Consider the following 22,077-nt stretch of genomic DNA (forward strand, 5'->3'; position numbering starts at 1 on the left):
CGAAAAACTGTATAAATAATCGATCAACATTATTGGAAAAAAACTGTAAAAGTTATTGAGATTAGGTTACATCCGTACTGTAATGAGAGTAATTTTCACGTACAATGAACAATCAGAAGTTTTTTTGATATTTAGTGAGTTATGGCAACACGCATCACAAACCAAAAATTGTCTAAAAGTAGTCGTGCGTGGATGAGGGAACATCTAGACGATCCTTTTGTAAAAAAAGCACAAAAGGAAGGATATCGTGCACGAGCAGCATATAAACTTCTTGAAATTCAAGAAAAATATAAGTTGATCAAGCCAGGCATGACAGTGGTTGATTTGGGAGCAGCTCCTGGGAGTTGGTCGCAAATTGCTGGGAAACTTGTTGGTAGCAAGGGTTTAGTTATTGCTTCCGATATTTTGCCTATGGATGCTTTGCCGGATGTCACTTTCTTACAAGGCGACTTCAGAGAAGAAGCTGTATTTGAAAAATTGTTAAATATTTTAAACGGAAGACAAGTAGACATTGTAATTTCTGATATGGCCCCCAATACATCAGGTAATAGGGCTGTTGATCAACCTAGACAGATTTACTTGTGTGAACTTGCTTTAGACTTTGCTCAGAAAGTTTTGGGTCCAAATGGACAGTTTGTTGTTAAAGTGTTCCAAGGCGCAGGATTTGATGAGTTTCGTAAACAAGTCGTTGATAGTTTTGATGTGTTAAAAACAGCAAAACCAGCAGCTTCTCGGGCACGATCTAAAGAAGTTTTTTTGGTTGGACAAGGGCGTAAGAAAGCATTGCAATAAAGTTTACTTGCCAAGCTCCTAAAAATTGTGCATTTTGTATCTTTTAGGTTATCCGCAAGCAAGACAATTGCTGTTTTTAAGACGATCGGCCAAGATTGGGCATGATCAAATTAGATCGATATGGGAATAAAGCTTTGAGCGATTACTTCAAGAATGCCGTATTGTGGCTAATAATACTGGGTGTTCTGATTTTAATTTTCAGTAATATCAGTGACCGCAATAAGCCTACTGCAATGAAATATTCAGATTTTGTTGCAGCGGTGAATGCTGGCCAAATTAAGCAAGTCACGATTGACGGTTTAAATATTAGTGGTGAAAAAACTAACGGATCTCAGTTTGAAACTGTTCGTCCACAAGTTGAAGACACTGAACTTATGCCAAGCTTAAACAAGCAAAATGTTGTTGTAGAGGGCACAGCACCACAACGTCAAGGCATTTTGATGCAACTTCTCATTGCTAGTTTCCCTGTACTGTTAATCATTCTGTTATTCATGTTCTTTATGCGTAACATGGGTGGTGGTGCAGGCGGTAAAAATGGTCCGATGAGTTTTGGTAAATCGAAAGCAAAAATGCTTTCCGAAGACCAAATCAAAGTGACTTTTGCTGACGTTGCCGGTTGTGATGAAGCGAAACAAGAAGTTGTGGAAATTGTAGATTTCTTAAAAGATCCTGCAAAATTCAAACGCTTGGGCGCTACGATTCCACGTGGCGTACTTATGGTTGGTCCTCCAGGTACTGGTAAAACGTTATTAGCTAAAGCAATTGCTGGTGAAGCAAAAGTTCCATTCTTCAGCATTTCTGGTTCTGACTTTGTTGAGATGTTCGTGGGTGTGGGTGCGTCCCGTGTCCGTGACATGTTTGAACAAGCAAAACGTCATGCACCATGTATCATCTTTATCGATGAGATTGATGCAGTAGGTCGTCACCGTGGTTCGGGTACAGGTGGTGGACACGATGAACGTGAGCAAACCTTAAACCAAATGCTCGTAGAGATGGACGGTTTTGAAGGTAATGAAGGCGTAATCGTTATTGCTGCAACAAACCGTGTTGACGTATTAGATAAAGCGTTATTACGTCCAGGCCGTTTTGACCGTCAAGTTATGGTCGGTTTACCTGACATCCGTGGTCGTGAACAAATCCTGAATGTACATTTGAAAAAGTTACCTTCAGTCACTGGCGTAGACGTTAAAGTTTTATCTCGTGGTACACCTGGTTTCTCTGGTGCTCAGTTGGCGAACCTTGTAAATGAAGCTGCTTTGTTTGCTGCTCGCCGTAATAAGAACACTGTCGATATGCATGACTTTGAAGATGCGAAAGATAAGATCTACATGGGTCCAGAACGTAAATCAATGGTTTTACGCGAAGAAGAACGTCGTGCAACTGCTTACCATGAAGCTGGGCACGCAATTGTTGCTGAGATTTTACCGGGTACTGACCCTGTGCATAAGGTAACAATTATGCCGCGTGGTTGGGCTTTAGGTGTAACTTGGCAGCTACCTGAACAAGATCAGATTAGCCACTATAAAGACAAAATGTTAAATGAAATTGCAATCTTGTTTGGTGGCCGTATTGCTGAAGAAGTCTTTATTCAGCAGCAATCGACTGGTGCTTCAAATGACTTTGAGCGTGCTACAAAAATGGCACGTGCGATGGTAACGAAGTACGGTATGTCTGACAAAATGGGTGTTATGGTTTACGAAGATGAAAATCAAAATGGATTCTTCGGTAATGTAGGTAGCCGTACAATTTCTGAAGCAACTCAACAACAGGTTGATCAGGAAGTACGCCGTATTTTAGATGAACAATATAAAGTTGCTCGTGATATCTTGGAAAATAATAAAGATATCGCACATGCTATGGTTAAAGCGTTGATGGAATGGGAAACTATTGATCGTGAGCAAATCCGTGACATCATGGAAGGCCGCGAACCTCAACCACCTAAAGTTTATATTGCTGAAAATCCGGTATCGGCATTTGAACCACCGAAAGATGGTCCATCTACTCCACCGCCATTACCAGCGATGAATTAAGTTAAGTAATAAAGAAGCCACAGTCATGTGGCTTTTTTTATTTGTATTAAAACTGGGTAAAGCTGAAAAGAAATCAACAGCATGTAACGTATAGTCTTGCTAAAATAGTCGCTGTTTTTTAACCGGAGCTTTTTATGCAGTTAATATCTTTACCCAAGCAGATTTTACAGTGTGGACAGCTTCAATTAGATTTATCTCAGCCACATGTTATGGGCATTTTAAATGTCACCCCTGATTCTTTTAGTGATGGTGGTAAACATAACCAATTAGACCAAGCGGTTGGCTACGCGCTTAATATGATTGAGCAAGGCGCGACTATTATTGACATTGGTGGGGAATCTACGCGGCCTGGTGCTTCAGAAGTTGCAGTAGAAGAAGAAATGCGCCGTGTGGTGCCTGTCGTTGAAGCTTTATCTCATCATAATATTATTTTATCGATCGACACGAGCCAGCCAGACGTGATTCGTGCAGCAAAAGCAGCAGGGGCGCATATTTGGAATGATGTTCGTGCCTTAACACGTCCGAATGCTTTAGAAACTGCTGTAGAGTTAGATATCCCTGTAGTGATTATGCATATGCGTGGTGAACCAACTACAATGAATCAGTTGGATCAGTACACTGATGTAACACTTGATGTGATGCAAGAGCTGCAACAGCGTATTGATGAGGCCTTGGCTGCCGGGGTAAAAAAGCACAACATTATTGTTGACCCTGGATTTGGTTTTGCAAAAAATGCTCAGCAAAATTTAAAACTATTAAAAGAATTTTGGAAACTTAATGAATTGGGCTATCCAATTTTATCTGGTCTTTCTCGTAAACGGTTTATCGGGGAAACTTTAAAAGGAGCTGTTGCTGATCAGCGTGCTGTAGGAAGTGTTACTGGGCATTTGTTGAGTATTCAGCAAGGAGCGTCGATTGTAAGAGCACATGATGTGAAAGCGATGCATGAGGCTGTTTTAGTTTGGCAGGCTATGCAACAAGCTTGAAATGTAATCTTGGAAAAGTAACTAGATCATTGTCTATTTAAATAAAGTGGAAGAGTGAGTCGGGTAAAAATCTCGTGATTTTTGCGAAAATATGTTATAAGCGGCAAGTTTTTGCTGTTGTGTAATCTTTTGTATGTTCGAAGACCTACTTCTCCCGATGTTTGATGATGAATATTATCCAGATATTTTGGTCGCTGAACTTAAGCAGTTAATTGAACAATTTGCCAAGAAAGTTCAAAAACCTGCTTTAGCTGATCAAGATGTTTATCGATATGCTCATCAGACTGTAAATGAAATTAATGAAATGAAGCCACAGTTTGAAGATCTGGATTCATCGCTTGATGATAGTGCTGCTGATTATATTGCTGAGGCAATGATGATGGTGGTACAGGATGCAGGATTTTTAGATCTTGAAATGGAAGAGCTGGTTATGAATCGAGAGTGGTAATTACTCTCGATTCTCAAAATTTTTGATCGCATCTAATAAATGACATGATGCTCCGAGATGAACTTCAATTACTTTCTCAACTTCTAAAATTAAATTCCCATTCCGCTGTTTATTTACATCTGCTACTACGTTTATCCAATAGTTTTTTTCTTGTTGCTGTAACGCTTTTAAGTGGGTGATTACATCTTGAGATGTTTCAATTAAATAATCATCTTGAGTAATAGAACAGCGTATAAAGTGCCACTGATTATTTTTGAATGAGACTGTGCCGTTAAAAATATCTCCAGCACATGCAATGGATATAAAGAGTAATGTGTTTATAAATATTAATATTCTTATCATAAGTGTCATTTTTAACAGGCATAAAAAAACCAGCTTACGCTGGATTCTTTGTAGCACCAAATTCAATAGTTGAAAATGGTGCCCGGGGCCGGACTCGAACCGGCACGCTTTGAGGGCGGGGGATTTTAAATCCCCTGTGTCTACCTATTTCACCACCCGGGCATGTGCGCAATAATAGAGGACAAGTACGCGATTGGCAAGAGAAAATCAGAGAGTTTGCTTTATTTTCAATCAGTTCTTATTTGTATTTATATAAATTAATCAATTTTTGTCATGATTTGTTCATCAAACTGAGATCAGCTGTTCATCTTATGTACTTAAGTTTAAAGCACTCATTGCTTAAAACTTAGAGAATTTTATGTCAGAGAAAATTTCACGCCGAGAATTAATTCAAAAAAGTCTATTCGGTTTTGGGGCTTTATCTATGCCGGTTGCTTTTACAGGTTGTAACGACAGTTCCGATGATGAAAGTCCACAAATACAAGCAGAGTTTCTTCATGGTGTCGCAAGTGGAGACCCGTTGCAGGATAAAGTCATCTTATGGACACGTGTAACACCTACAGACTTAGGAGTGCGCTTAAAAGTTGTGTGGGAAATTTCAACCGATAATCAGTTTAAACAAAATTTAAAGACGGGAATGGTTGAAACAAGCAAGACTGATGACTTTACAGTGAAAGTTGATGCCACTGGTTTGCAAGCAGATACGGTGTACTACTACCGTTTTAAGTTTGGAAGTAAGGTCTCACCAGTAGGGCAGACGAAAACATTACCAACATCGACCAATAAAGTAAGCTTTGCAGTATGTTCTTGCTCAAACTATCCTGCGGGTTACTTTTATGTTTATCGTGAAATGGCAAAGCAGAATGTCGATGTCATTATTCATTTGGGTGACTATATTTATGAATATGGTTCAGATGGCTATGCGACAGAGGATGCTGCAAAACTAGGTCGTACGTTACCTGCTGACAATAATAAAGAAATTATTAAATTAGATGATTATCGCAAACGCTATGCACTTTATCGTCAGGATAAAGATTTACAGGCAGCTCATCAGCGCCATCCTTTCATTGTAATTTGGGATGATCATGAGTTAGCGAACGATGCGTGGCGTGATGGTGCAGAAAACCATCAAAGTAACGAAGGGTCTTTCTCAGATCGTAAATTAGCTGCTCTACAAGCTTATTTTGAATGGATGCCGATTCGTCCAGTTTCTAGTACGGACCATTTAAATATTTATCGCCAGTTTAACTTTGGCTCACTTGTTCAATTAACCATGCTAGATACGCGTATTATCGCGCGTGATAAGCAGCTTGAATATAAAGACTACATGGCAGCCTCGGGCTTGGATATTGCAAAATTTCAAGCAGATTTAACAAATCCGGCGCGTACTTTAATGGGATATACGCAAAGAGATTGGTTGGTCGATAAATTAAAGCAATCTACAGCAACGTGGAATGTAGTAGGGCAACAAGTCTTAATGAGTAAAATGTGGATTCCAGCTGAGTTATTGGCATCGTTAGGGCAAATTACTTCAGGAGGAACTTCATCTGAAGCACTTGCTAAGATGAACGCACAAATTACCGAGTTGGTCACTTTAAAACTTCGTTTACAACAAAATGATCCAACATTAACAGCTCAAGAAAAAGCAAGGATTATGACGGTGGCACCTTACAATCTGGATGCTTGGGATGGTTACTATGCTGAGAGAGAGTTTGTATACGATAAATTGGCAGAGTTTAATAAAAAGATGATTGTACTAGCAGGAGATACGCATAATGCATGGGCATCTTACTTGTATAGTCAAAAAGGAAAATATGTTGGAGTTGAACTTGCGACGAGTTCTGTATCATCTCCTGGCTTAGAAAAATATTTAAGTATTCCTTTGGCACAGTTACAGCAGTTTGAATTTGCATTTACTACATTAATTGATGAATTGGCCTATTGTAATTTAAACCAACGAGGATACTTGCTGGTTACTTTGGATCAGGCTCAAGTTCACTCGGAATGGGTATTTTTAGATTCTATTAAAAATGCTGAATATCAAATCGATTCAAGTAGACAAAATGATATTGTATTGGATCTGAATTTGATGCCGTTAAAACAAGGTCAAAAGACGGCTTAAAATTTTAGAAAAATAGAGGGTTACATAGTAGCCCTTTTTTTTAGGCATAAAAAAACCAGCTTACGCTGGATTCTTTATGACACCATATTCAGTACTTGAAGATGGTGCCCGGGGCCGGACTCGAACCGGCACGCTTTGAGGGCGGGGGATTTTAAATCCCCTGTGTCTACCTATTTCACCACCCGGGCTTTACCAAATTTGGAGGCGGAGGTCGGAATCGAACCGGCGTCCACGGAGTTGCAGTCCGCTGCATGACCACTCTGCCACCCCGCCTACATTTGGTGATGCACATATTAGCAACCTTTACAGAAAAAACAATACTGTTTTGAGCGAAGATGCACATAAAAACAGCATCTAGAATAAAATTGTCGAAATTATCATGTATTATTAGCACATTAAATTCATGTCTACCTTGGAGATGTGCTGTGGCATTGGTTTTAGACGGTCGTGCATTAGCAAAGCAAATTGAAGAAAATTTGTTGGTACGTGTTGAAGCTTTAAAAGCAAAAACAGGTCGTACCCCGATTTTGGCGACTATTTTAGTTGGAGATGATGGTGCATCTGCAACTTATGTACGTATGAAAGGTAATGCCTGCCGCCGTGTAGGTATGGATTCATTAAAAATCGAATTACCACAAGAAACGACAACAGAACAATTATTAGCTGAAATCGAAAAGCTTAATGCCAATCCAGATGTTCACGGTATTCTTTTACAACATCCAGTTCCTGCACAAATTGATGAGCGTGCGTGTTTTGATGCGATCTCATTAGCAAAAGATGTTGATGGCGTAACTTGCCTTGGTTTTGGCCGTATGGCAATGGGTGAAGCTGCATATGGTTCAGCGACTCCTGCTGGCATTATGACGATTCTTAAAGAAAACAATATCGAAATTGCTGGCAAACACGCAGTTGTAGTTGGCCGTTCAGCAATTTTAGGTAAACCAATGGCAATGATGTTGTTGCAAGCAAACGCAACGGTAACGATTTGTCATTCACGTACACAAAACTTACCTGAGCTTGTGAAACAAGCTGACATTATTGTTGGTGCTGTAGGTAAAGCTGAACTTATTCAAAAAGATTGGATTAAACAAGGTGCAGTTGTTGTAGACGCTGGTTTCCATCCACGTGATGGCGGCGGTGTTGGCGATATTCAATTACAGGGTATTGAAGAAATTGCTTCTGCTTATACGCCAGTACCAGGTGGTGTTGGTCCAATGACAATCACAACTTTGATTCGTCAAACTGTAGAAGCTGCTGAAAAAGCTTTAGGTTAATTTATTCATGATGGCGTCCTAGCATTTAATGCAAATGTTAGGACCTCGTATGCTATTTTTCTTTCGGGATGAGTAGCGGCTATGCAAGACCAAAACCGTTGCTGTAATTAATACAGTTGAATTGAACTAACGTATTTTTTAGTAACTAAAGGCTATCATGTTATAAGCCTCTGTTTTAGTCTTGCTCGCGATGTAGTTGATCAAATAGAAATTATAAACTGTTGAGCTTATTTATGAGCTGCACCTTTCAATTGCCCAAAGCCCCAGAACATTTACTTCAAGCCTTACATGAAGTGATTCCTCATTGTGAATTAATGGCACAACAGTTGCCTGAAACGCCAATCTCTTTATGGCTGATTCCACCAGTTTTTCCGACTGATCGTTTAGATGATGAAGTCATTCGCCGTATTTGGAATGACACGCCATATTGGATTTTCTGTTGGGCATCTGGTCTGGCGATGGCTCAGTGGATACTTGCAGAGCCGCATCATGTTAAAGATAAAGTGGTATTAGATTTTGGCGCGGGTTCAGGTGTAGTTGCTATTGCTGCGAAAATAGCTGGAGCAAAACGAGTAATCTGCTGTGACATTGATCAGGTTAGCTTAAATGCTTGCCGTGAAAATGCATTGCTTAATGGTGTAGAACTTGAATATTTGGACGATTTATATAAAGCTGAACAAGTCGATATTTTATTGGCAGCCGATGTTTTATATGACCAATGTAATCGTTTCTTTTTAGATGAGTTTTTAAAATTTGCACCAGAAGTTTGGGTAGCAGATAGCCGAGTTAAAAATTTTAGTCATCCAAAATATGAAAAAATTGAAGAAAGAAGTGCTACTACGTGGCCAGATCTGGATGAAGCAAGAGAATTTAGAAACGTAAGTTTTTATAAGACGCTGTAAAAGAACAGCGTCTTTTTTTATATTATGAACAAGTATAACGAACCACTTTTAACGTGCTTGGGCGAGCTTCAAGTGCTTGGCGAGTCGCATAGTCTTCACCATTATTTAAACTAGGTGTGTTTGATAAACCGAAAGAAGCACGAGTTTCACCGAGTTGAATTCCATACTGCTCATCTTTAGCTGGGTTTGGAATTTCGTTGATACTTAAAATTGATAATTTATAAACTTTCTGAGCACCTAACACATTCTGACAAGCACGTTGTAATTTACGCTCATCAAGTTGCTGGTTGCTACGACCAGCTAACGTATAAGCTAAAGTCGCTGAAGTTTTAGTTTGGTTTTCAATCTGATAGCCAGTTGAACCATTATATTGGCGAGGTGTAGTCTGGCAAGCAGTTAAAATAAACATACTACTTAATGCCAAACATAAAATACTTTTATTCATCAGTATCGTCCTTATTTTCTTATATGAAGTATCTCATAAAATAGAAGTGTTGTTTGTGCTTATTCGCTTGCTTAGAGCCAATATTGACTGACGATATTGGCTCTAATTGTAAAATATTAATGCTCTTTAATTTTTGAATGATGCTTGGTGTCTTTCATAAATATATAGATCAGTAATGAAATGAAAATCATAATACTGACATAAATAAAGAACCATGATTCATGACCAGCTTCTTTGAAACTTAACGCGAAAAACTCGGCTGTACCACCAAATAAAGTATTGGCAATTGCATAAGGTAAAGCCACACCCAAAGCTCGAATATGTGCAGGGAAAAGTTCGGCTTTTACGACAGCGTTAATTGAAGTGTAGCCGGTTACCATGACCAGTCCACCTAAACATAACCAGAATGCTGTCCAGTAGTTATGCGTGTTTGCGAGTGCATCGAATAAAATGTAGGTGAATAAAACACCTGTTACTCCGAATGCAATCATAAGCGGTTTACGGCCAATTCGATCTGATAAGGCACCTGCCAATGGCTGTAAGCACATAAAGATGAATAGGGCTAATGTGGTAATTTGAGTCGCTTCAGGTTTAGTAAAACCAGAAGTATTCACTAAATATTTCTGTAAATAGGTGGTGTAAGTATAGAAAGCTAAAGTACCGCCAGCAGTTAAAAATAATACGGTGAAAGCTTCTTTTGGATAATGTTTAAATAAAGCAAACATGCCTGATTTCGGCTGGTCTGTTTCTGCTTGTGCATTTTTAAAAGATTGGGTTTCCATTAAACCACGGCGAATACGGAACACTACAATGGCTAAAAGAGCCCCGATGAAAAATGGTACACGCCATCCCCAGTCGTGTAATTGCTGCTCTGTAAGTACCATTTGTAAAATGAGAAGTACACACAAGGCAGTGAGCTGTCCGGCAATTAAAGTGACATATTGAAAACTAGAGAAAAAACCACGTCGGTCTTTTTCTGCCATCTCACTTAAATAAGTGGCGCTTGCACCATATTCACCGCCTACGCTTAAGCCTTGAATTAAACGTGCAACAACCAGTAGTAATGGGGCAAATACACCAATGTTTTCATAAGATGGTGTAACTGCAATGAGTAGAGAGCCAACACACATTAAAGTAACGGAAAGTGTAAGACCTGCTTTACGTCCTTTACGGTCTGAATAAATCCCCATAATCCATGCGCCGATGGGACGCATAAGGAAGCCTACTGCGAAAATTGCAGCTGCTTGAAGAAGTTGAGCAGTTTGACTTCCTTTTGGGAAAAAGGCATGAGCAAAATAGAGCGTAAATGCGGCATATACATACCAGTCGTACCATTCGACAAGGTTACCGGCAGAACCGCCCAAAATTGATTTTAGACGAGTTTTTGTATCTAAATTAGAATGCGGAGTTGTTGCGGTAGAAGGTTGATCAACCATGAGTCGCTCCATGTTTCGCTTGGGTTGAATGCTAAAAAAGAGAAGTTTTATTCCGTTTTTACATATTATCCAGAGGAGTATTTCACTTTATTTTTTTTATGTCTGTAAAACAATGTTTATTATTTAAGCAAAGGAATAAGTTGAATATTTATGTGATTTCAAATTAGCCGATCAGTTCATTTTGATGATCTTATTCGGATCTTTGGCCTATTATTTTTTCCAAGTAGTAAAAACTGATAAAGAATGAGTAATGTTTGGACGAAGAAAACCTATATCTCTTAAAAATAATGATATATTCCAAAGAAAATTTTAAATAAATACAGTTAGGCATGATGTCTTAGCATTGTGGACTAGATGTGTGTGGATAATGAAAGGGACATTCAGATGTCAAATTGCCCGAAAAAATATATTGTTGCTTTTGATCAGGGAACAACAAGCTCAAGAGCAATTGTTTTAGACCATGATGCGAATGTTGTTAGTATTGCTCAAAAAGAATTTACCCAAATATATCCTCAGCCGGGTTGGGTTGAGCATGACCCTATGGAAATTTGGGCAACACAAAGTGCGGTATGGGTAGAGGCATTGGCTCAAGCTGGCATTAAGAGCGAACAAGTTGCGGCAATTGGGATCACAAATCAGCGCGAAACCACAGTTGTTTGGGATAAAAAAACAGGTAAGCCGATTTACAATGCGATTGTTTGGCAGAGCCGACAGACGACTGAAATTTGTAATCAATTGCATAAAGCAGGTTGGCAAGAATATATACGTAAAACAACGGGTTTAGTCATTGATCCTTATTTTTCGGCCACAAAAATTAAATGGATTTTAGACCACGTTGAAGGAAGCCGTGAGCGTGCTGAGCGAGGAGAGTTGTTATTTGGTACGGTGGACACATGGTTAATCTGGAAATTAACCAATGGCGCTGTTCACGTCACTGATTTTACCAATGCTTCACGAACCATGTTGTTTGATATCGAAAAGCTTGAGTGGGATGAAAAACTTTTACAGGCCTTAGATATTCCTAGAGCAATGTTACCTGAAGTTCGTAGTTCATCTGAGATTTATGGGTATACACATACCATCAGTGGGCAAGAAGTAGGGATCCCAATTGCAGGAATTGCAGGTGATCAACAAGCTGCGCTTTTTGGTCAAATGTGTGTTGAGTCAGGACAGGCTAAAAATACTTATGGTACTGGTTGTTTTCTTTTAATGAACACGGGTAAAAAGATTGTCCGTTCAGAGCATGGATTACTCACAACTATTGCATGTGGTGCGAGTGGTGAGGTGAACTATGCCTTAGAGGGCGCTGTATTTAACGGTGGTTCTTGTGTACAGTGGCTACGTGATGAGTTAAAGGTCATTAAGAATGCTAAAGACTCAGAGCTTTATGCAACACGTGTAAAAGACAGTAATGGTGTATATGTGGTTCCTGCTTTTACTGGGTTGGGTGCACCGTATTGGGACCCGACAGCTCGTGGGGCAATCTTTGGTCTGACACGTGGAGCCAGTATTGAACATATTATTCGTGCAACTTTAGAGTCTATTGCTTACCAGACAAAAGATGTACTTGATGCTATGCAGCAAGATGCAGAAGAAGAGCTTCGTACGCTCCGTGTTGATGGTGGAGTAACGGAAAATAATTTCTTGATGCAATTTCAGTCCGATATTTTAGCGACACCAGTCGAACGCCCAATAATGAAAGAAACTACCGCTTTGGGTGCAGCTTTCCTTGCAGGGTTGGCAACGGGTTTCTGGCAAGATCTTCACGAGTTAAGAAATAAATCTGCCATAGAAAAGGTATTTGAGCCAAAAATGTCTGCTGAACAATCTGTTCTGATTTATAAGGGTTGGTTAAAAGCAGTAAAACGCAGTCAAAGCTGGGCAGAGGACTGATTTATTCTTTAACGAGTTAAATTAAAAGTAGAGTAATCAATTAATGGCTAACTAAATGCTTGCCAATTCAAATTTGATTATTCTACTTTTTAGATTGTTGTTTCATCAATTTGATGTTTTAATTTTTATAAGATCAACAATAAAAAGAATATGAGAAATGACAATACAATCTAATGATTATTCAAAAGTATATGATATTGCCGTAATTGGTGGCGGTATTAATGGCGTCGGTATTGCTAATGATGCAGTAGGCCGTGGATTATCGGTATTTTTATGTGAAAAAGATGATTTAGCCAGTCACACCTCATCTGCTAGCAGTAAATTAATTCATGGCGGTCTACGTTATTTAGAACATAAAGAATTTAGACTGGTCAGAGAAGCATTAGCAGAGCGAGAAGTGTTGTTGGCTAAAGCGCCACATATTATTGCACCAATGCGTTTTATTATGCCTCATCGACCGCATTTACGTCCTGCGTGGTTAATTCGAGCGGGCCTATTTTTTTATGATCATTTGGGAAAACGAGAAAAATTATTAGGTTCAAATCTTATTTATTTCAAAGAAGATAGCCCTTTAAAGCCAGCTATAACGCGTGGCTTTGAATATTCTGACTGTACTGTAGATGACGCACGTCTTGTTGTATTAAATGCGCTACAAGCTAAAGAGCAGGGTGCCAAAGTCGTGACACGAACACGATGTGTGAAGGCTTATCAAGAACAAGAATTGTGGCACTTGGAATTACAAAGTGGAGCTGAGGTTTATCAGATACGTGTAAGAGCTTTAGTAAATGCAGCTGGTCCTTGGGTTGAAGAAATCATTAGTGAAAACCTAAATTTAAGATCGCCTTATCAAGTCCGATTGATTCAAGGAAGTCATATTGTTGTGCCAAAGCTATATGACTGTCATAAAGCCTTTATTATGCAAAATGAAGACCGACGCATCGTTTTTGCCATTCCTTATTTAGAAAAATATACCCTAATTGGTACAACAGATCAGGAATACACAGGTGATCCACAAAAGGTAGAGATTACCGATGTAGAAATAGATTACCTTTTGACAGTCACAAATTCACATTTTAAAAAGCAGTTAACGCGAGCAGATATTGTAAGTCAGTACTCAGGTGTACGTGCTTTATGTGATGATGAGTCTGATAACCCTTCGGCAATTACCCGTGACTATACTTTAGCACTACAGGCAGAAAATACTAACGCACCATTGTTATCAGTATTTGGCGGCAAGATTACGACCTATCGAAAACTGGCTGAGGCTGCTTTAGAACATCTGTCTCCGTTCTTTAGTGAAATGGCAGAGGAGTGGACTGCCAATAAGCCATTACCAGGTGCTGAGAACTGGACCACACTAGATGATTTAATCAACCAGATTCAATTACGTGTAAGTGGAGTTTCAGAATCCCTTGCCAAACGTTGGGCACATGCATATGGCACAAGGGTTTGGAACATGCTTCAAGAACGAAATGCTATAGAACAATTGGGGCAAAATTTTGGTCACGATTTATTTGAATGTGAAGTTAAATATTTATGTGAATATGAGTGGGCAAATACTGCAGAAGACATACTCTGGCGAAGATCTAAATTGGGTTTAGCGTTTAATGAGAAACAGATAAAAGTGTTAGAAGCTTATTTATCTGAACGTCGACTAAAAGATGATGCTGCATAATAAAAAAGGCCGCATAAAGCGGCCTTTTTTATATTGAGCAATTAGAAGCCAGTTTTTACAGCTTCAAGTAATGCTGCTTGACGTTCTTTTAATGCTTTTGGTAAGCGCTCACCAAGTTTATTGAATAACTCAGTGTGGCTTTCAATTTCAGTAACCCATTGGTCTTTATCTTGAGTAGTGATAAGGTCAAATTGTTCTTTACTGAACTCAGTGCCTTTCCAGTTCAAGTCTTCATATGTTGGAACAAAACCGATTGGTGTTTCAACAGCGTTTGCACGACCTTCACAGCGGTCAATGATCCACTCAAGAACACGCATGTTTTGACCGAAACCAGGCCATACGAAGTTGCCTTCAGCATCACGACGGAACCAGTTTACGTTGAAGATTTTCGGTAATTTGTTGCCAGAAGCTTCAGCTTTCTCGCTTACTTTTGCACCAAGGCTTAACCAGTGGTCAAAGTAGTCAGCCATGTTGTAGCCAGCAAATGGAAGCATCGCGAATGGGTCACGACGAACGATACCTTGTTGACCAACAGCAGCAGCAGTAGTTTCAGAACCCATAGTTGCCGCTTTATATACACCGTCAACCCAGTCAAAAGCTTCAGAAACTAAAGGAACTGTATCTGCACGGCGACCACCGAAGATGAATGCAGAAATTGGAACACCTGCTGGGTTTTCCCAATCAGCATCGATAGATGGACATTGACCTGCTGCAACAGTGAAACGCGCATTTGGATGTGCTGCTTTTTCGCCGTTTACGTGAGGTTGACCTTTCCAGTTTGTTAAGTTTGTTGGAACTTCTTTAGAAAGACCTTCCCACCATACTTGACCATCTTCAGTTACTGCTACGTTTGTATAGATAACATCTTTATGAAGAGTTGCCATACAGTTCGGGTTAGTTTTGGTATTTGTACCAGGAGCTACACCGAAGAAACCAGCTTCAGGGTTAATCGCATATAAGCGGCCGTCTTCACCTGGTTTGATCCAAGCAATATCGTCACCTACAGTTTCGATTTTCCAACCTTCATAACCTGCTGGTGGAATTAACATCGCAAAGTTTGTTTTACCACAAGCAGATGGGAATGCAGCAGCGATGTAGTGTTTTTCACCTTGAGGGTTAGTTACACCAAGAATAAGCATGTGTTCAGCTAACCAACCTTGTTCGCGGCCCATGACAGAAGCGATACGAAGAGCTAAACATTTTTTACCAAGTAATGCGTTACCGCCGTAACCAGAACCGAAAGACCAGATTTCACGAGTCTCTGGATAATGAACGATATATTTCTCTGAGTTACAAGGCCAAGCAACGTCTTTTTGACCTTCAGCAAGTGGAGCACCTACTGTGTGTACACAAGGAACAAATTCGCCGTCTGTACCTAATACGTCATAAACTGCTTTACCCATACGAGCCATTTTGCGCATGCTAACAGCAACGTAAGGAGAGTCAGTTAACTCGATACCGATATGAGCAATATGGCTACCTAAAGGACCCATAGAGAAAGGAACAACGTACATCGTACGGCCTTCCATTGAACCTTCAAATAAACCATTTAATTTTTCACGCATAACAGCTGGATCTTCCCAGTTGTTTGTCGCACCAGCATCTTCTTTATTTTGAGAGCAGATGTAAGTACGATCTTCAACACGCGCAACGTCAGATGGGTCAGAATTTGCAAGATAAGAACCAGGATGTTTTTCTTGGTTTAATTTCTGCATGGTGCCGTTAGCGATCATCAAGTCGATTAGACGTTGATACTCTTCTTCGCTTCCGTCACACCATTCGATTTTTGCTGGTTTGGTTAAGTTTGCAATTTCTTCAACCCATGCTATAAGCTTAGGATGACGAACGAATTCTGGTGCGTTCACTGTGGTCATGGTGAGGCCTATTCAAAATATGTACAACGTACAAGTCTATTCATTGGGGTACAATGAAAGATCAAATAAAAAAGTGGCTGTATTAAAGCATAAAATCATAAAAAAAATAAGACTAAAGACTAACAATTAGATATTTGGAATTCCGATCATTTTTTGATGAAAATCATTTGTTTATAGTTTTTTATAAGGTTTTTACTTTTATATTTTTATGTTGTATGTGTGTTATTTACTTAAATTATTTTGTTTTAAATCAACAAATTAACTCTTAAATTCTTCTTGAGAATTATTATTGATTAAACAAATGAAGATCATTCAAAATTTACATAAAGAGACTTTTAATAGGTGGTTTTGTGTACAAAATAGAATAAACATCCCACTTTACGATAATAAAATGCGGCCTTTGAAACCTCTTTCGATCATCTATAACGAAAAATCAGGATTTCATGCTTCAAAACATGAAGATGTTTATGAGCAACTGATGACTTTACTCACTGAACATGGTTTTGAGATACAAGTTTTTGAATTAAATGAAAATACATTGTTTGATGATCTGATGAATAACGTGATTCATCGACATTCACAAAACGAAAATATAGGGGTAGTTGTTGCAGCAGGGGGAGATGGCACTTTAAATGCTGTTGCATCTAAACTTAAAAATACCTCTATTCCAATGGGAATTTTGCCTTTGGGTACTTTTAATTATGTGGCTAAAGTTTTAGATATTCCGCTAGATCTTTTGGACGCTGCCGAAGTTATTGCTACTGGCACACCTCGATCGGTTCATATAGCCGCCATCAATGATCATATTTATTTGAATAATGCCAGTTTAGGTCTATACCCACTCTTTATTAAAAAGCGCGAACTCTACAATAAATATTTAGGAAGACTTCCTTTACACGCTTATACCTCAGCTTTAGATGTTTTATTAAGAGAAAATAAGTCAATGAAGCTATCTATAACAGTAGATGGAAAAAAATATCCCGTTAAAGCGCCTCTAATTTTCTTTGGCAATAACCAACTACAGTTGTGTGATATGAAACTCAGGATTGCAGAGTGTGCGGCGCAGGGAAGAGTGGCTGGAGTTGTAATTACAAAAAGTGATAAGCTGAGTTTGCTGCATATGCTTTGGCAATGGGTTCAAGGTAAAGTTGAAGATGCAGAAGACGTATATAGTTTTTGTGCAGATCATGTTGTGGTGGAATGTGCAAAGAAATCGAAACTCACAGTTGCTTTAGATGGTGAAATCATAGAGATGAAACCACCTCTAAATTTCACTGTAGAAAAAAATGCTTTAAATATTATGGTGCCGAATGTTATTACATCTGTCTGATTTACACTTTGGGACAGAAAAAAAAGAGTGTTTAGAGGCAATAAGACATTTTTGTATTCAGCAAACGCCTGAAGTGATTGTCGTGAGTGGCGATGTTACTCAGCGTGCTAAATATGAACAATTTTTTAAATGTCGGCAGTTTTTAGATAGCCTCAATATTCCTTATCTTGTGGTGCCTGGAAATCATGATATTCCTTTGTATCATGTCTGGAACCGTTTTTTTTCTCCATTTACCCGATATCGATATTTCTTTGGTGAACTAGAGCCGACTTTAGAAACCGAACATTTCTATATTGTTGGGGTAAACAGCATACGTCGTCGTTATCACACACGTGGGCATATTTCGATTGAACAAATTCAAGATACTTATGAGCGTTTAGAAAAAGCCCCAAAAGATAAAATAAAGCTGGTGGTTTTTCATCAACCTTTTTATACACCACCCGATAATAAGCATGGCATAAAGGATTGTCCCGTTTTGGGAAAAATTGCTTTAGAAAAGTGGAGTACAACCGGATTATTTGGAATGCTGCATGGTCATCTTCATAAAACGGCTATATATGATTTAACTCAGATTTACCATCTGGAAATAGACCATCCTATATATGATATTCATGCGGGTACAGCAACTTCTACTCGTTTATATCATCACAATCTGAATAGCTTTAATACAGTTTCAAATACAGGAAAGATTCAGCATTACTGGTTCAATGAACAGTTGGCTGAATTCATTTCAGATTGATTTGGTTTAGATGAGATTAAATATTTGATTGTTTAAAAAATATTCAAAAAAGAAGAAAATTTTTCTTATTTCCCCTTGAAGCCATTTTTTTCATCCCCACAAAAGTGACATCTAAATATTTTGTTATTGCTCTGGATTAAGGCAATAACGATTAATCAAAAAGACTAAGTCTGATGGAGTTAATTATGAGCAACATTCGTCCATTACATGATCGCGTTGTGATTCGTCGTGTAGAAGAAGAAACCAAAACTGCTGGTGGTATTTTATTGCCAGGTTCTGCTGCTGAAAAACCATCTCAAGGTGAAGTAATTGCAGTAGGTAATGGTCAAATCACTGATAACGGCGTACGTGCTTTGGATGTTAAAGTTGGTGACAAGGTGTTATTTGGTACTTATGCAGGTACAACAGTTAAAGTAAACGGTGAAGAACTCTTAATCATGAAAGAGTCAGACATCTTAGCTGTATTAGAAGGCTAATTGATCCATAACTCAATTCATTATCAGATTCAGTATTTAAAAAGATTCGGAGTTTAATATGTCAGCTAAAGACGTAAAATTTGGTGATTCAGCTCGCTCAAAAATGATTGCAGGCGTAAACGTACTTGCAGATGCGGTTAAAGTGACTTTGGGTCCTAAAGGCCGTAACGTTGTGATCGACCGTTCTTTCGGTGCGCCGCACATCACTAAAGACGGTGTAACTGTTGCTAAAGAAATTTCATTAAAAGACAAGTTTGAAAACATGGGTGCTCAACTTGTTCGTGAAGTTTCAAGCAAAACTAACGACATCGCAGGTGACGGTACAACAACTGCGACTGTACTTGCTCAAGCAATTTTAAACGAAGGTATCAAATCAGTAACTGCTGGTATGAACCCGATGGATTTAAAACGCGGTATCGACATTGCAGTAAAAACTGTAGTTGAAAATATCCGTTCTATTGCTAAACCAGCTGATGATTTCAAAGCAATTGAACAAGTTGGTTCTATCTCTGCTAACTCTGATACTACTGTTGGTAAACTTATTGCTCAAGCAATGGAAAAAGTAGGTAAAGAAGGCGTAATCACTGTAGAAGAAGGTTCTGGCTTCGAAGACGCATTAGACGTTGTAGAAGGTATGCAGTTTGACCGTGGTTATATCTCTCCGTACTTTGCTAACAAGCAAGATACTTTGACTGCTGAACTTGAAAATCCATTCATCCTTCTTGTTGACAAAAAAATCAGCAACATTCGTGAATTGATTTCTGTTTTAGAAGCAGTTGCTAAAACTGGTAAACCACTTCTTATCATCGCTGAAGATGTTGAAGGTGAAGCGCTTGCAACTCTTGTTGTAAACAACATGCGCGGTATTATCAAAGTGTGTGCTGTTAAAGCTCCTGGTTTCGGTGACCGTCGTAAAGCTATGCTTCAAGACATCGCAATCTTGACTGGCGCAACTGTAATTTCTGAAGAAGTTGGTATGTCTTTAGAACAAGCGACTCTTCAAGATTTAGGTACAGCGCACAAAATCACTGTTTCTAAAGAAAACACAGTTATTGTTGACGGTGCTGGTGATGCTGCTGCTATCGCTGAACGTGTTCAACAAATCCGTGCTCAAATCGAAGAATCTACTTCAGAATATGACCGTGAAAAATTACAAGAACGCGTTGCTAAATTGGCAGGCGGTGTTGCTGTAATTAAAATCGGTGCAGCAACTGAAGTTGAAATGAAAGAGAAGAAAGACCGCGTAGACGACGCTCTTCACGCAACTCGTGCAGCAGTTGAAGAAGGTGTTGTTGCTGGTGGTGGTGTTGCGCTTGTACGTGCTGTAAACGTTCTTGACGGCTTAAAAGGTGCTAACGAAGACCAAACTGCAGGTATCAACATTTTACGTCGTGCGATCGAAGCTCCACTTCGTCAAATCGTTGCGAACGCTGGTGATGAGCCATCTGTAGTAATCAATGCAGTTAAGAAAGGTGAAGGTAACTTCGGTTACAACGCTGCAACTGGTGAATATGGCGATATGCTAGAAATGGGTATTCTTGACCCAGCTAAAGTAACTCGTTCTGCACTTGAGCACGCTGCTTCTGTTGCTGGCTTAATGTTGACTACAGAATGTATGATTACTGACATTCCTGAAGATAAACCAGCTGCTCCAGACATGGGCGGTATGGGTGGAATGGGCGGCATGATGTAATAAACATCAACGTCTAAATAAAAAAATCCCTGCATTTGCAGGGATTTTTTTTATTTCTTATATAAATTAAGAAAAAGTTAAGTTGATATTCTTAAACTTATAGTCAGGAACAGTAGCTGTAGTTCCTCTTTTTTGTTACACCATGCTTATCCTTTTATAAGCATGGTTTTTTTTAGCCTAATAAAATGATAAGCCATGTAACCGCAATAATAGACAGTGCAACAAACTGTGCAGCACTTCCCATATCTTTGGCATTTTTAGAGAGTTGATGTTTTTCAAGGGATACGCGGTCAACTACTGCCTCAATCGCAGAATTGAATAGTTCTACAATAATTGCAAATAGACATACAACGACCATAAGTGCATGTTCGCCACGAGTCACATCTAGGAAAAAGCTAGTAGGGATAAGCACAACATTAATTAAAATAATTTGTCGGAAAGCGGCTTCATTTTTATAAGCTGCCTTAAATCCTGAAATTGAATAACCTGTCGCATTCAAGATGCGCTTAAGTCCGCTTTTGCCTTTGTAGGGAGAATAACTATTCATTCACTTATATTTTTAACACTTTTCATGCATTATATATCGCGGCCCTCAAAAAAAATATTAAATCTTTTTTAAAGATTTTGACTTTATAACTTGATAGAGAAGAAGAGATGAAAAAACTATTTGTAGCATTAGGACTTGTCATGGGTGGCTTACATGTAAGCTATGCAGAACCTGCCTCAGCTCAGCAAGTACCGGGATATTATAAGCATCAATTTGGTAATTACCGCATCACCTCTTTACTTGACGGCACCATTTATTTAGACCCTAAGTTGTTCAAAAATTTGAGTCAGGCTGAGAAGACTAAAATTTTAACCAAGTACGCTGCTGTTAATGAGAAGGGGATTCAAACTTCGGTAAATGCATTCTTGGTAGATGACGGTAAAAGTTTAACGCTTGTTGATAGTGGAGCTTCAAGTTGTTTTGGTCCACAACTTGGCTCAATCGCTAAAAATCTTGAACTGGCAGGCTATCAACTTGCCAACGTGAAAACGGTTTTGTTAACCCATCTACACCCAGACCATGTTTGTGGAATTGCTAAAGATGGAAAAGCAGTATTTCCTAATGCAACGATTTATGCGCATGAACGTGAAGCAGATTACTGGTTAAACCCAGCTTCTGAAAAAACAGTACCAGCAAATCAAAAAGAAAATTATTTAGGCACTGTTAAAAATGTAAAAGCTGCACTTGCGCCGTATGAAGCTAAAAAAGCATTTAAAACCTTTAAAGATGGCGATGTCATTCAAGGTTTTGAAGTGATCAATACACAAGGACATACACCGGGTCACCATAGTTTCCGCTTAAAGAGTAAAGGTCAACAAATTGTATTTGTAGGGGACATTGTCCACTCACATTCTTTACAGTTTGATGCTCCAAAAACTGGTGTAGATTTTGATGTAAATTCTGAGCAGGCAATTAACACTCGTTTGAAAATGTTTGCTGAAATTTCAAATAAACAGCAATGGGTAGCTGCTCCACATTTGCCATTCCCTGGAATTGGCCATGTGTATAAAGTGAATGCAGAACAATACCAGTGGATTCCTTTATATTTTAATAACAGTCTTGATAAGTAAAAA

General features: G+C 38.9%; 19 protein-coding genes and 3 tRNA genes. 14 read left to right on the forward strand and 8 right to left on the reverse strand.

Annotation, left to right across the window (positions count from 1 at the left end; all coding sequences use genetic code 11):
• Window positions 1-141 precede the first annotated feature (141 nt).
• The 4 genes from rlmE to ACIF8R_RS16685 all read left to right on the forward strand — a co-directional run bounded on the left by rlmE (window position 142) and on the right by ACIF8R_RS16685 (window position 4,256).
• The gene (rlmE, locus tag ACIF8R_RS16670; RefSeq protein ID WP_000235573.1) at window positions 142-792 is read left to right on the forward strand and encodes a 23S rRNA (uridine(2552)-2'-O)-methyltransferase RlmE; all 651 of its coding nucleotides are present in this window, start codon (window positions 142-144) and stop codon (window positions 790-792) included.
• 134 nt (window positions 793-926) lie between these two features.
• A complete protein-coding gene (gene ftsH, locus ACIF8R_RS16675; RefSeq protein WP_263614916.1) occupies window positions 927-2,822 on the forward strand; it encodes an ATP-dependent zinc metalloprotease FtsH in 1,896 nt (631 codons plus the stop codon).
• A gap of 134 nt (window positions 2,823-2,956) precedes the next feature.
• Entirely contained in the window at window positions 2,957-3,808 is an 852-nt protein-coding gene (gene folP / locus ACIF8R_RS16680) for a dihydropteroate synthase (RefSeq protein WP_396482051.1), read from the forward strand.
• Window positions 3,809-3,941: 133 nt separating this feature from the next.
• Window positions 3,942-4,256 carry a DUF5713 family protein gene (locus tag ACIF8R_RS16685; protein ID WP_004699637.1) on the forward strand — a complete coding sequence of 105 codons (315 nt, stop codon included), beginning with the start codon at window positions 3,942-3,944 and terminating at the stop codon, window positions 4,254-4,256.
• On the opposite strand, the gene ACIF8R_RS16690 is transcribed toward ACIF8R_RS16685, so the two are convergent.
• On the reverse strand, window positions 4,257-4,598 hold the full coding sequence (locus ACIF8R_RS16690; RefSeq protein ID WP_396482053.1) for a hypothetical protein: 342 nt from the start codon (window positions 4,596-4,598) through the stop codon (window positions 4,257-4,259).
• A gap of 76 nt (window positions 4,599-4,674) precedes the next feature.
• Window positions 4,675-4,760 (reverse strand) — tRNA-Leu (locus tag ACIF8R_RS16695).
• Window positions 4,761-4,956: 196 nt separating this feature from the next.
• Here ACIF8R_RS16695 and ACIF8R_RS16700 point away from each other — a divergent pair.
• A complete protein-coding gene (locus tag ACIF8R_RS16700; protein ID WP_396482055.1) occupies window positions 4,957-6,720 on the forward strand; it encodes an alkaline phosphatase D family protein in 1,764 nt (587 codons plus the stop codon).
• A 102-nt stretch (window positions 6,721-6,822) separates the two neighbouring features.
• On the opposite strand, the gene ACIF8R_RS16705 is transcribed toward ACIF8R_RS16700, so the two are convergent.
• Window positions 6,823-6,908 (reverse strand) — tRNA-Leu (locus tag ACIF8R_RS16705).
• Between the two features lie 11 nt (window positions 6,909-6,919).
• Window positions 6,920-6,993, reverse strand: a tRNA-Cys gene (locus ACIF8R_RS16710).
• Between the two features lie 152 nt (window positions 6,994-7,145).
• Between ACIF8R_RS16710 and folD the strand changes: the two genes are divergently transcribed.
• Together folD and ACIF8R_RS16720 are read left to right on the forward strand one after the other, a co-directional pair.
• Window positions 7,146-7,994 (forward strand): bifunctional methylenetetrahydrofolate dehydrogenase/methenyltetrahydrofolate cyclohydrolase FolD, encoded by an 849-nt coding sequence (gene folD, locus ACIF8R_RS16715; RefSeq protein WP_001229846.1) that lies wholly within the window; start codon window positions 7,146-7,148, stop codon window positions 7,992-7,994.
• A gap of 233 nt (window positions 7,995-8,227) precedes the next feature.
• The gene (locus ACIF8R_RS16720; RefSeq protein WP_396482057.1) at window positions 8,228-8,896 is read left to right on the forward strand and encodes a class I SAM-dependent methyltransferase; all 669 of its coding nucleotides are present in this window, start codon (window positions 8,228-8,230) and stop codon (window positions 8,894-8,896) included.
• 22 nt (window positions 8,897-8,918) lie between these two features.
• Here ACIF8R_RS16720 and ACIF8R_RS16725 read toward each other — a convergent pair whose 3' ends face one another.
• Both ACIF8R_RS16725 and ACIF8R_RS16730 read right to left on the reverse strand, forming a co-directional pair.
• Entirely contained in the window at window positions 8,919-9,341 is a 423-nt protein-coding gene (locus ACIF8R_RS16725; RefSeq protein ID WP_343569027.1) for a hypothetical protein, read from the reverse strand.
• 116 nt (window positions 9,342-9,457) lie between these two features.
• Window positions 9,458-10,789 (reverse strand): MFS transporter, encoded by a 1,332-nt coding sequence (locus tag ACIF8R_RS16730; protein ID WP_396482059.1) that lies wholly within the window; start codon window positions 10,787-10,789, stop codon window positions 9,458-9,460.
• A 372-nt stretch (window positions 10,790-11,161) separates the two neighbouring features.
• Between ACIF8R_RS16730 and glpK the strand changes: the two genes are divergently transcribed.
• Both glpK and glpD read left to right on the forward strand, forming a co-directional pair.
• A complete protein-coding gene (glpK, locus tag ACIF8R_RS16735) occupies window positions 11,162-12,670 on the forward strand; it encodes a glycerol kinase GlpK (protein WP_396482061.1) in 1,509 nt (502 codons plus the stop codon).
• 157 nt (window positions 12,671-12,827) lie between these two features.
• A complete protein-coding gene (gene glpD / locus ACIF8R_RS16740; RefSeq protein WP_396482063.1) occupies window positions 12,828-14,345 on the forward strand; it encodes a glycerol-3-phosphate dehydrogenase in 1,518 nt (505 codons plus the stop codon).
• 41 nt (window positions 14,346-14,386) lie between these two features.
• Here glpD and ACIF8R_RS16745 read toward each other — a convergent pair whose 3' ends face one another.
• Window positions 14,387-16,219: a phosphoenolpyruvate carboxykinase (GTP) gene (locus ACIF8R_RS16745; RefSeq protein WP_396482065.1), complete on the reverse strand. Its 1,833-nt coding sequence runs from the start codon at window positions 16,217-16,219 to the stop codon at window positions 14,387-14,389.
• A 391-nt stretch (window positions 16,220-16,610) separates the two neighbouring features.
• Here ACIF8R_RS16745 and ACIF8R_RS16750 point away from each other — a divergent pair, with 391 nt between their 5' ends.
• The 4 genes from ACIF8R_RS16750 (at window position 16,611) to groL (ending at window position 20,457) form a co-directional block, all read left to right on the forward strand.
• Window positions 16,611-17,549 (forward strand): diacylglycerol/lipid kinase family protein, encoded by a 939-nt coding sequence (locus ACIF8R_RS16750; RefSeq protein ID WP_396482092.1) that lies wholly within the window; start codon window positions 16,611-16,613, stop codon window positions 17,547-17,549.
• Window positions 17,530-18,288 carry a metallophosphoesterase family protein gene (locus tag ACIF8R_RS16755; RefSeq protein WP_396482066.1) on the forward strand — a complete coding sequence of 253 codons (759 nt, stop codon included), beginning with the start codon at window positions 17,530-17,532 and terminating at the stop codon, window positions 18,286-18,288. The genes ACIF8R_RS16750 and ACIF8R_RS16755 overlap by 20 nt, the downstream gene beginning before the upstream one ends.
• 185 nt (window positions 18,289-18,473) lie before the next feature.
• Window positions 18,474-18,764 (forward strand): co-chaperone GroES, encoded by a 291-nt coding sequence (gene groES, locus ACIF8R_RS16760; RefSeq protein ID WP_000065579.1) that lies wholly within the window; start codon window positions 18,474-18,476, stop codon window positions 18,762-18,764.
• A 58-nt stretch (window positions 18,765-18,822) separates the two neighbouring features.
• Window positions 18,823-20,457 carry a chaperonin GroEL gene (gene groL, locus ACIF8R_RS16765; RefSeq protein ID WP_134263511.1) on the forward strand — a complete coding sequence of 545 codons (1,635 nt, stop codon included), beginning with the start codon at window positions 18,823-18,825 and terminating at the stop codon, window positions 20,455-20,457.
• A gap of 172 nt (window positions 20,458-20,629) precedes the next feature.
• On the opposite strand, the gene ACIF8R_RS16770 is transcribed toward groL, so the two are convergent.
• A complete protein-coding gene (locus ACIF8R_RS16770; RefSeq protein WP_396482068.1) occupies window positions 20,630-21,004 on the reverse strand; it encodes a diacylglycerol kinase in 375 nt (124 codons plus the stop codon).
• Window positions 21,005-21,111: 107 nt separating this feature from the next.
• Here ACIF8R_RS16770 and ACIF8R_RS16775 point away from each other — a divergent pair, with 107 nt between their 5' ends.
• Window positions 21,112-22,074, forward strand: a complete 963-nt coding sequence (locus ACIF8R_RS16775; protein WP_263614438.1) for an MBL fold metallo-hydrolase — start codon at window positions 21,112-21,114, stop codon at window positions 22,072-22,074.
• Window positions 22,075-22,077 lie beyond the last annotated feature (3 nt).

This window comes from Acinetobacter sp. ABJ_C4_1 (assembly GCF_044538495.1).
Lineage (GTDB): Bacteria > Pseudomonadota > Gammaproteobacteria > Pseudomonadales > Moraxellaceae > Acinetobacter > Acinetobacter nosocomialis_A.

What these genes read in the sequence shown, in the direction of transcription:
- rlmE (WP_000235573.1), top strand. Translation starts at nt 142, where the DNA reads ATGGCAACACGCATCACAAACCAAAAATTGTCTAAAAGTAGTCGTGCG.
- folP (WP_396482051.1), top strand. Translation starts at nt 2,957, where the DNA reads ATGCAGTTAATATCTTTACCCAAGCAGATTTTACAGTGTGGACAGCTT.
- ACIF8R_RS16685 (WP_004699637.1), top strand. Translation starts at nt 3,942, where the DNA reads ATGTTCGAAGACCTACTTCTCCCGATGTTTGATGATGAATATTATCCA.
- ACIF8R_RS16690 (WP_396482053.1), bottom strand. Translation starts at nt 4,598, where the DNA reads ATGATAAGAATATTAATATTTATAAACACATTACTCTTTATATCCATT.
- ACIF8R_RS16700 (WP_396482055.1), top strand. Translation starts at nt 4,957, where the DNA reads ATGTCAGAGAAAATTTCACGCCGAGAATTAATTCAAAAAAGTCTATTC.
- ACIF8R_RS16720 (WP_396482057.1), top strand. Translation starts at nt 8,228, where the DNA reads ATGAGCTGCACCTTTCAATTGCCCAAAGCCCCAGAACATTTACTTCAA.
- ACIF8R_RS16725 (WP_343569027.1), bottom strand. Translation starts at nt 9,341, where the DNA reads ATGAATAAAAGTATTTTATGTTTGGCATTAAGTAGTATGTTTATTTTA.
- ACIF8R_RS16730 (WP_396482059.1), bottom strand. Translation starts at nt 10,789, where the DNA reads ATGGAGCGACTCATGGTTGATCAACCTTCTACCGCAACAACTCCGCAT.
- glpK (WP_396482061.1), top strand. Translation starts at nt 11,162, where the DNA reads ATGTCAAATTGCCCGAAAAAATATATTGTTGCTTTTGATCAGGGAACA.
- glpD (WP_396482063.1), top strand. Translation starts at nt 12,828, where the DNA reads ATGACAATACAATCTAATGATTATTCAAAAGTATATGATATTGCCGTA.
- ACIF8R_RS16745 (WP_396482065.1), bottom strand. Translation starts at nt 16,219, where the DNA reads ATGACCACAGTGAACGCACCAGAATTCGTTCGTCATCCTAAGCTTATA.
- ACIF8R_RS16750 (WP_396482092.1), top strand. Translation starts at nt 16,611, where the DNA reads ATGCGGCCTTTGAAACCTCTTTCGATCATCTATAACGAAAAATCAGGA.
- ACIF8R_RS16755 (WP_396482066.1), top strand. Translation starts at nt 17,530, where the DNA reads ATGTTATTACATCTGTCTGATTTACACTTTGGGACAGAAAAAAAAGAG.
- groES (WP_000065579.1), top strand. Translation starts at nt 18,474, where the DNA reads ATGAGCAACATTCGTCCATTACATGATCGCGTTGTGATTCGTCGTGTA.
- groL (WP_134263511.1), top strand. Translation starts at nt 18,823, where the DNA reads ATGTCAGCTAAAGACGTAAAATTTGGTGATTCAGCTCGCTCAAAAATG.
- ACIF8R_RS16770 (WP_396482068.1), bottom strand. Translation starts at nt 21,004, where the DNA reads ATGAATAGTTATTCTCCCTACAAAGGCAAAAGCGGACTTAAGCGCATC.
- ACIF8R_RS16775 (WP_263614438.1), top strand. Translation starts at nt 21,112, where the DNA reads ATGAAAAAACTATTTGTAGCATTAGGACTTGTCATGGGTGGCTTACAT.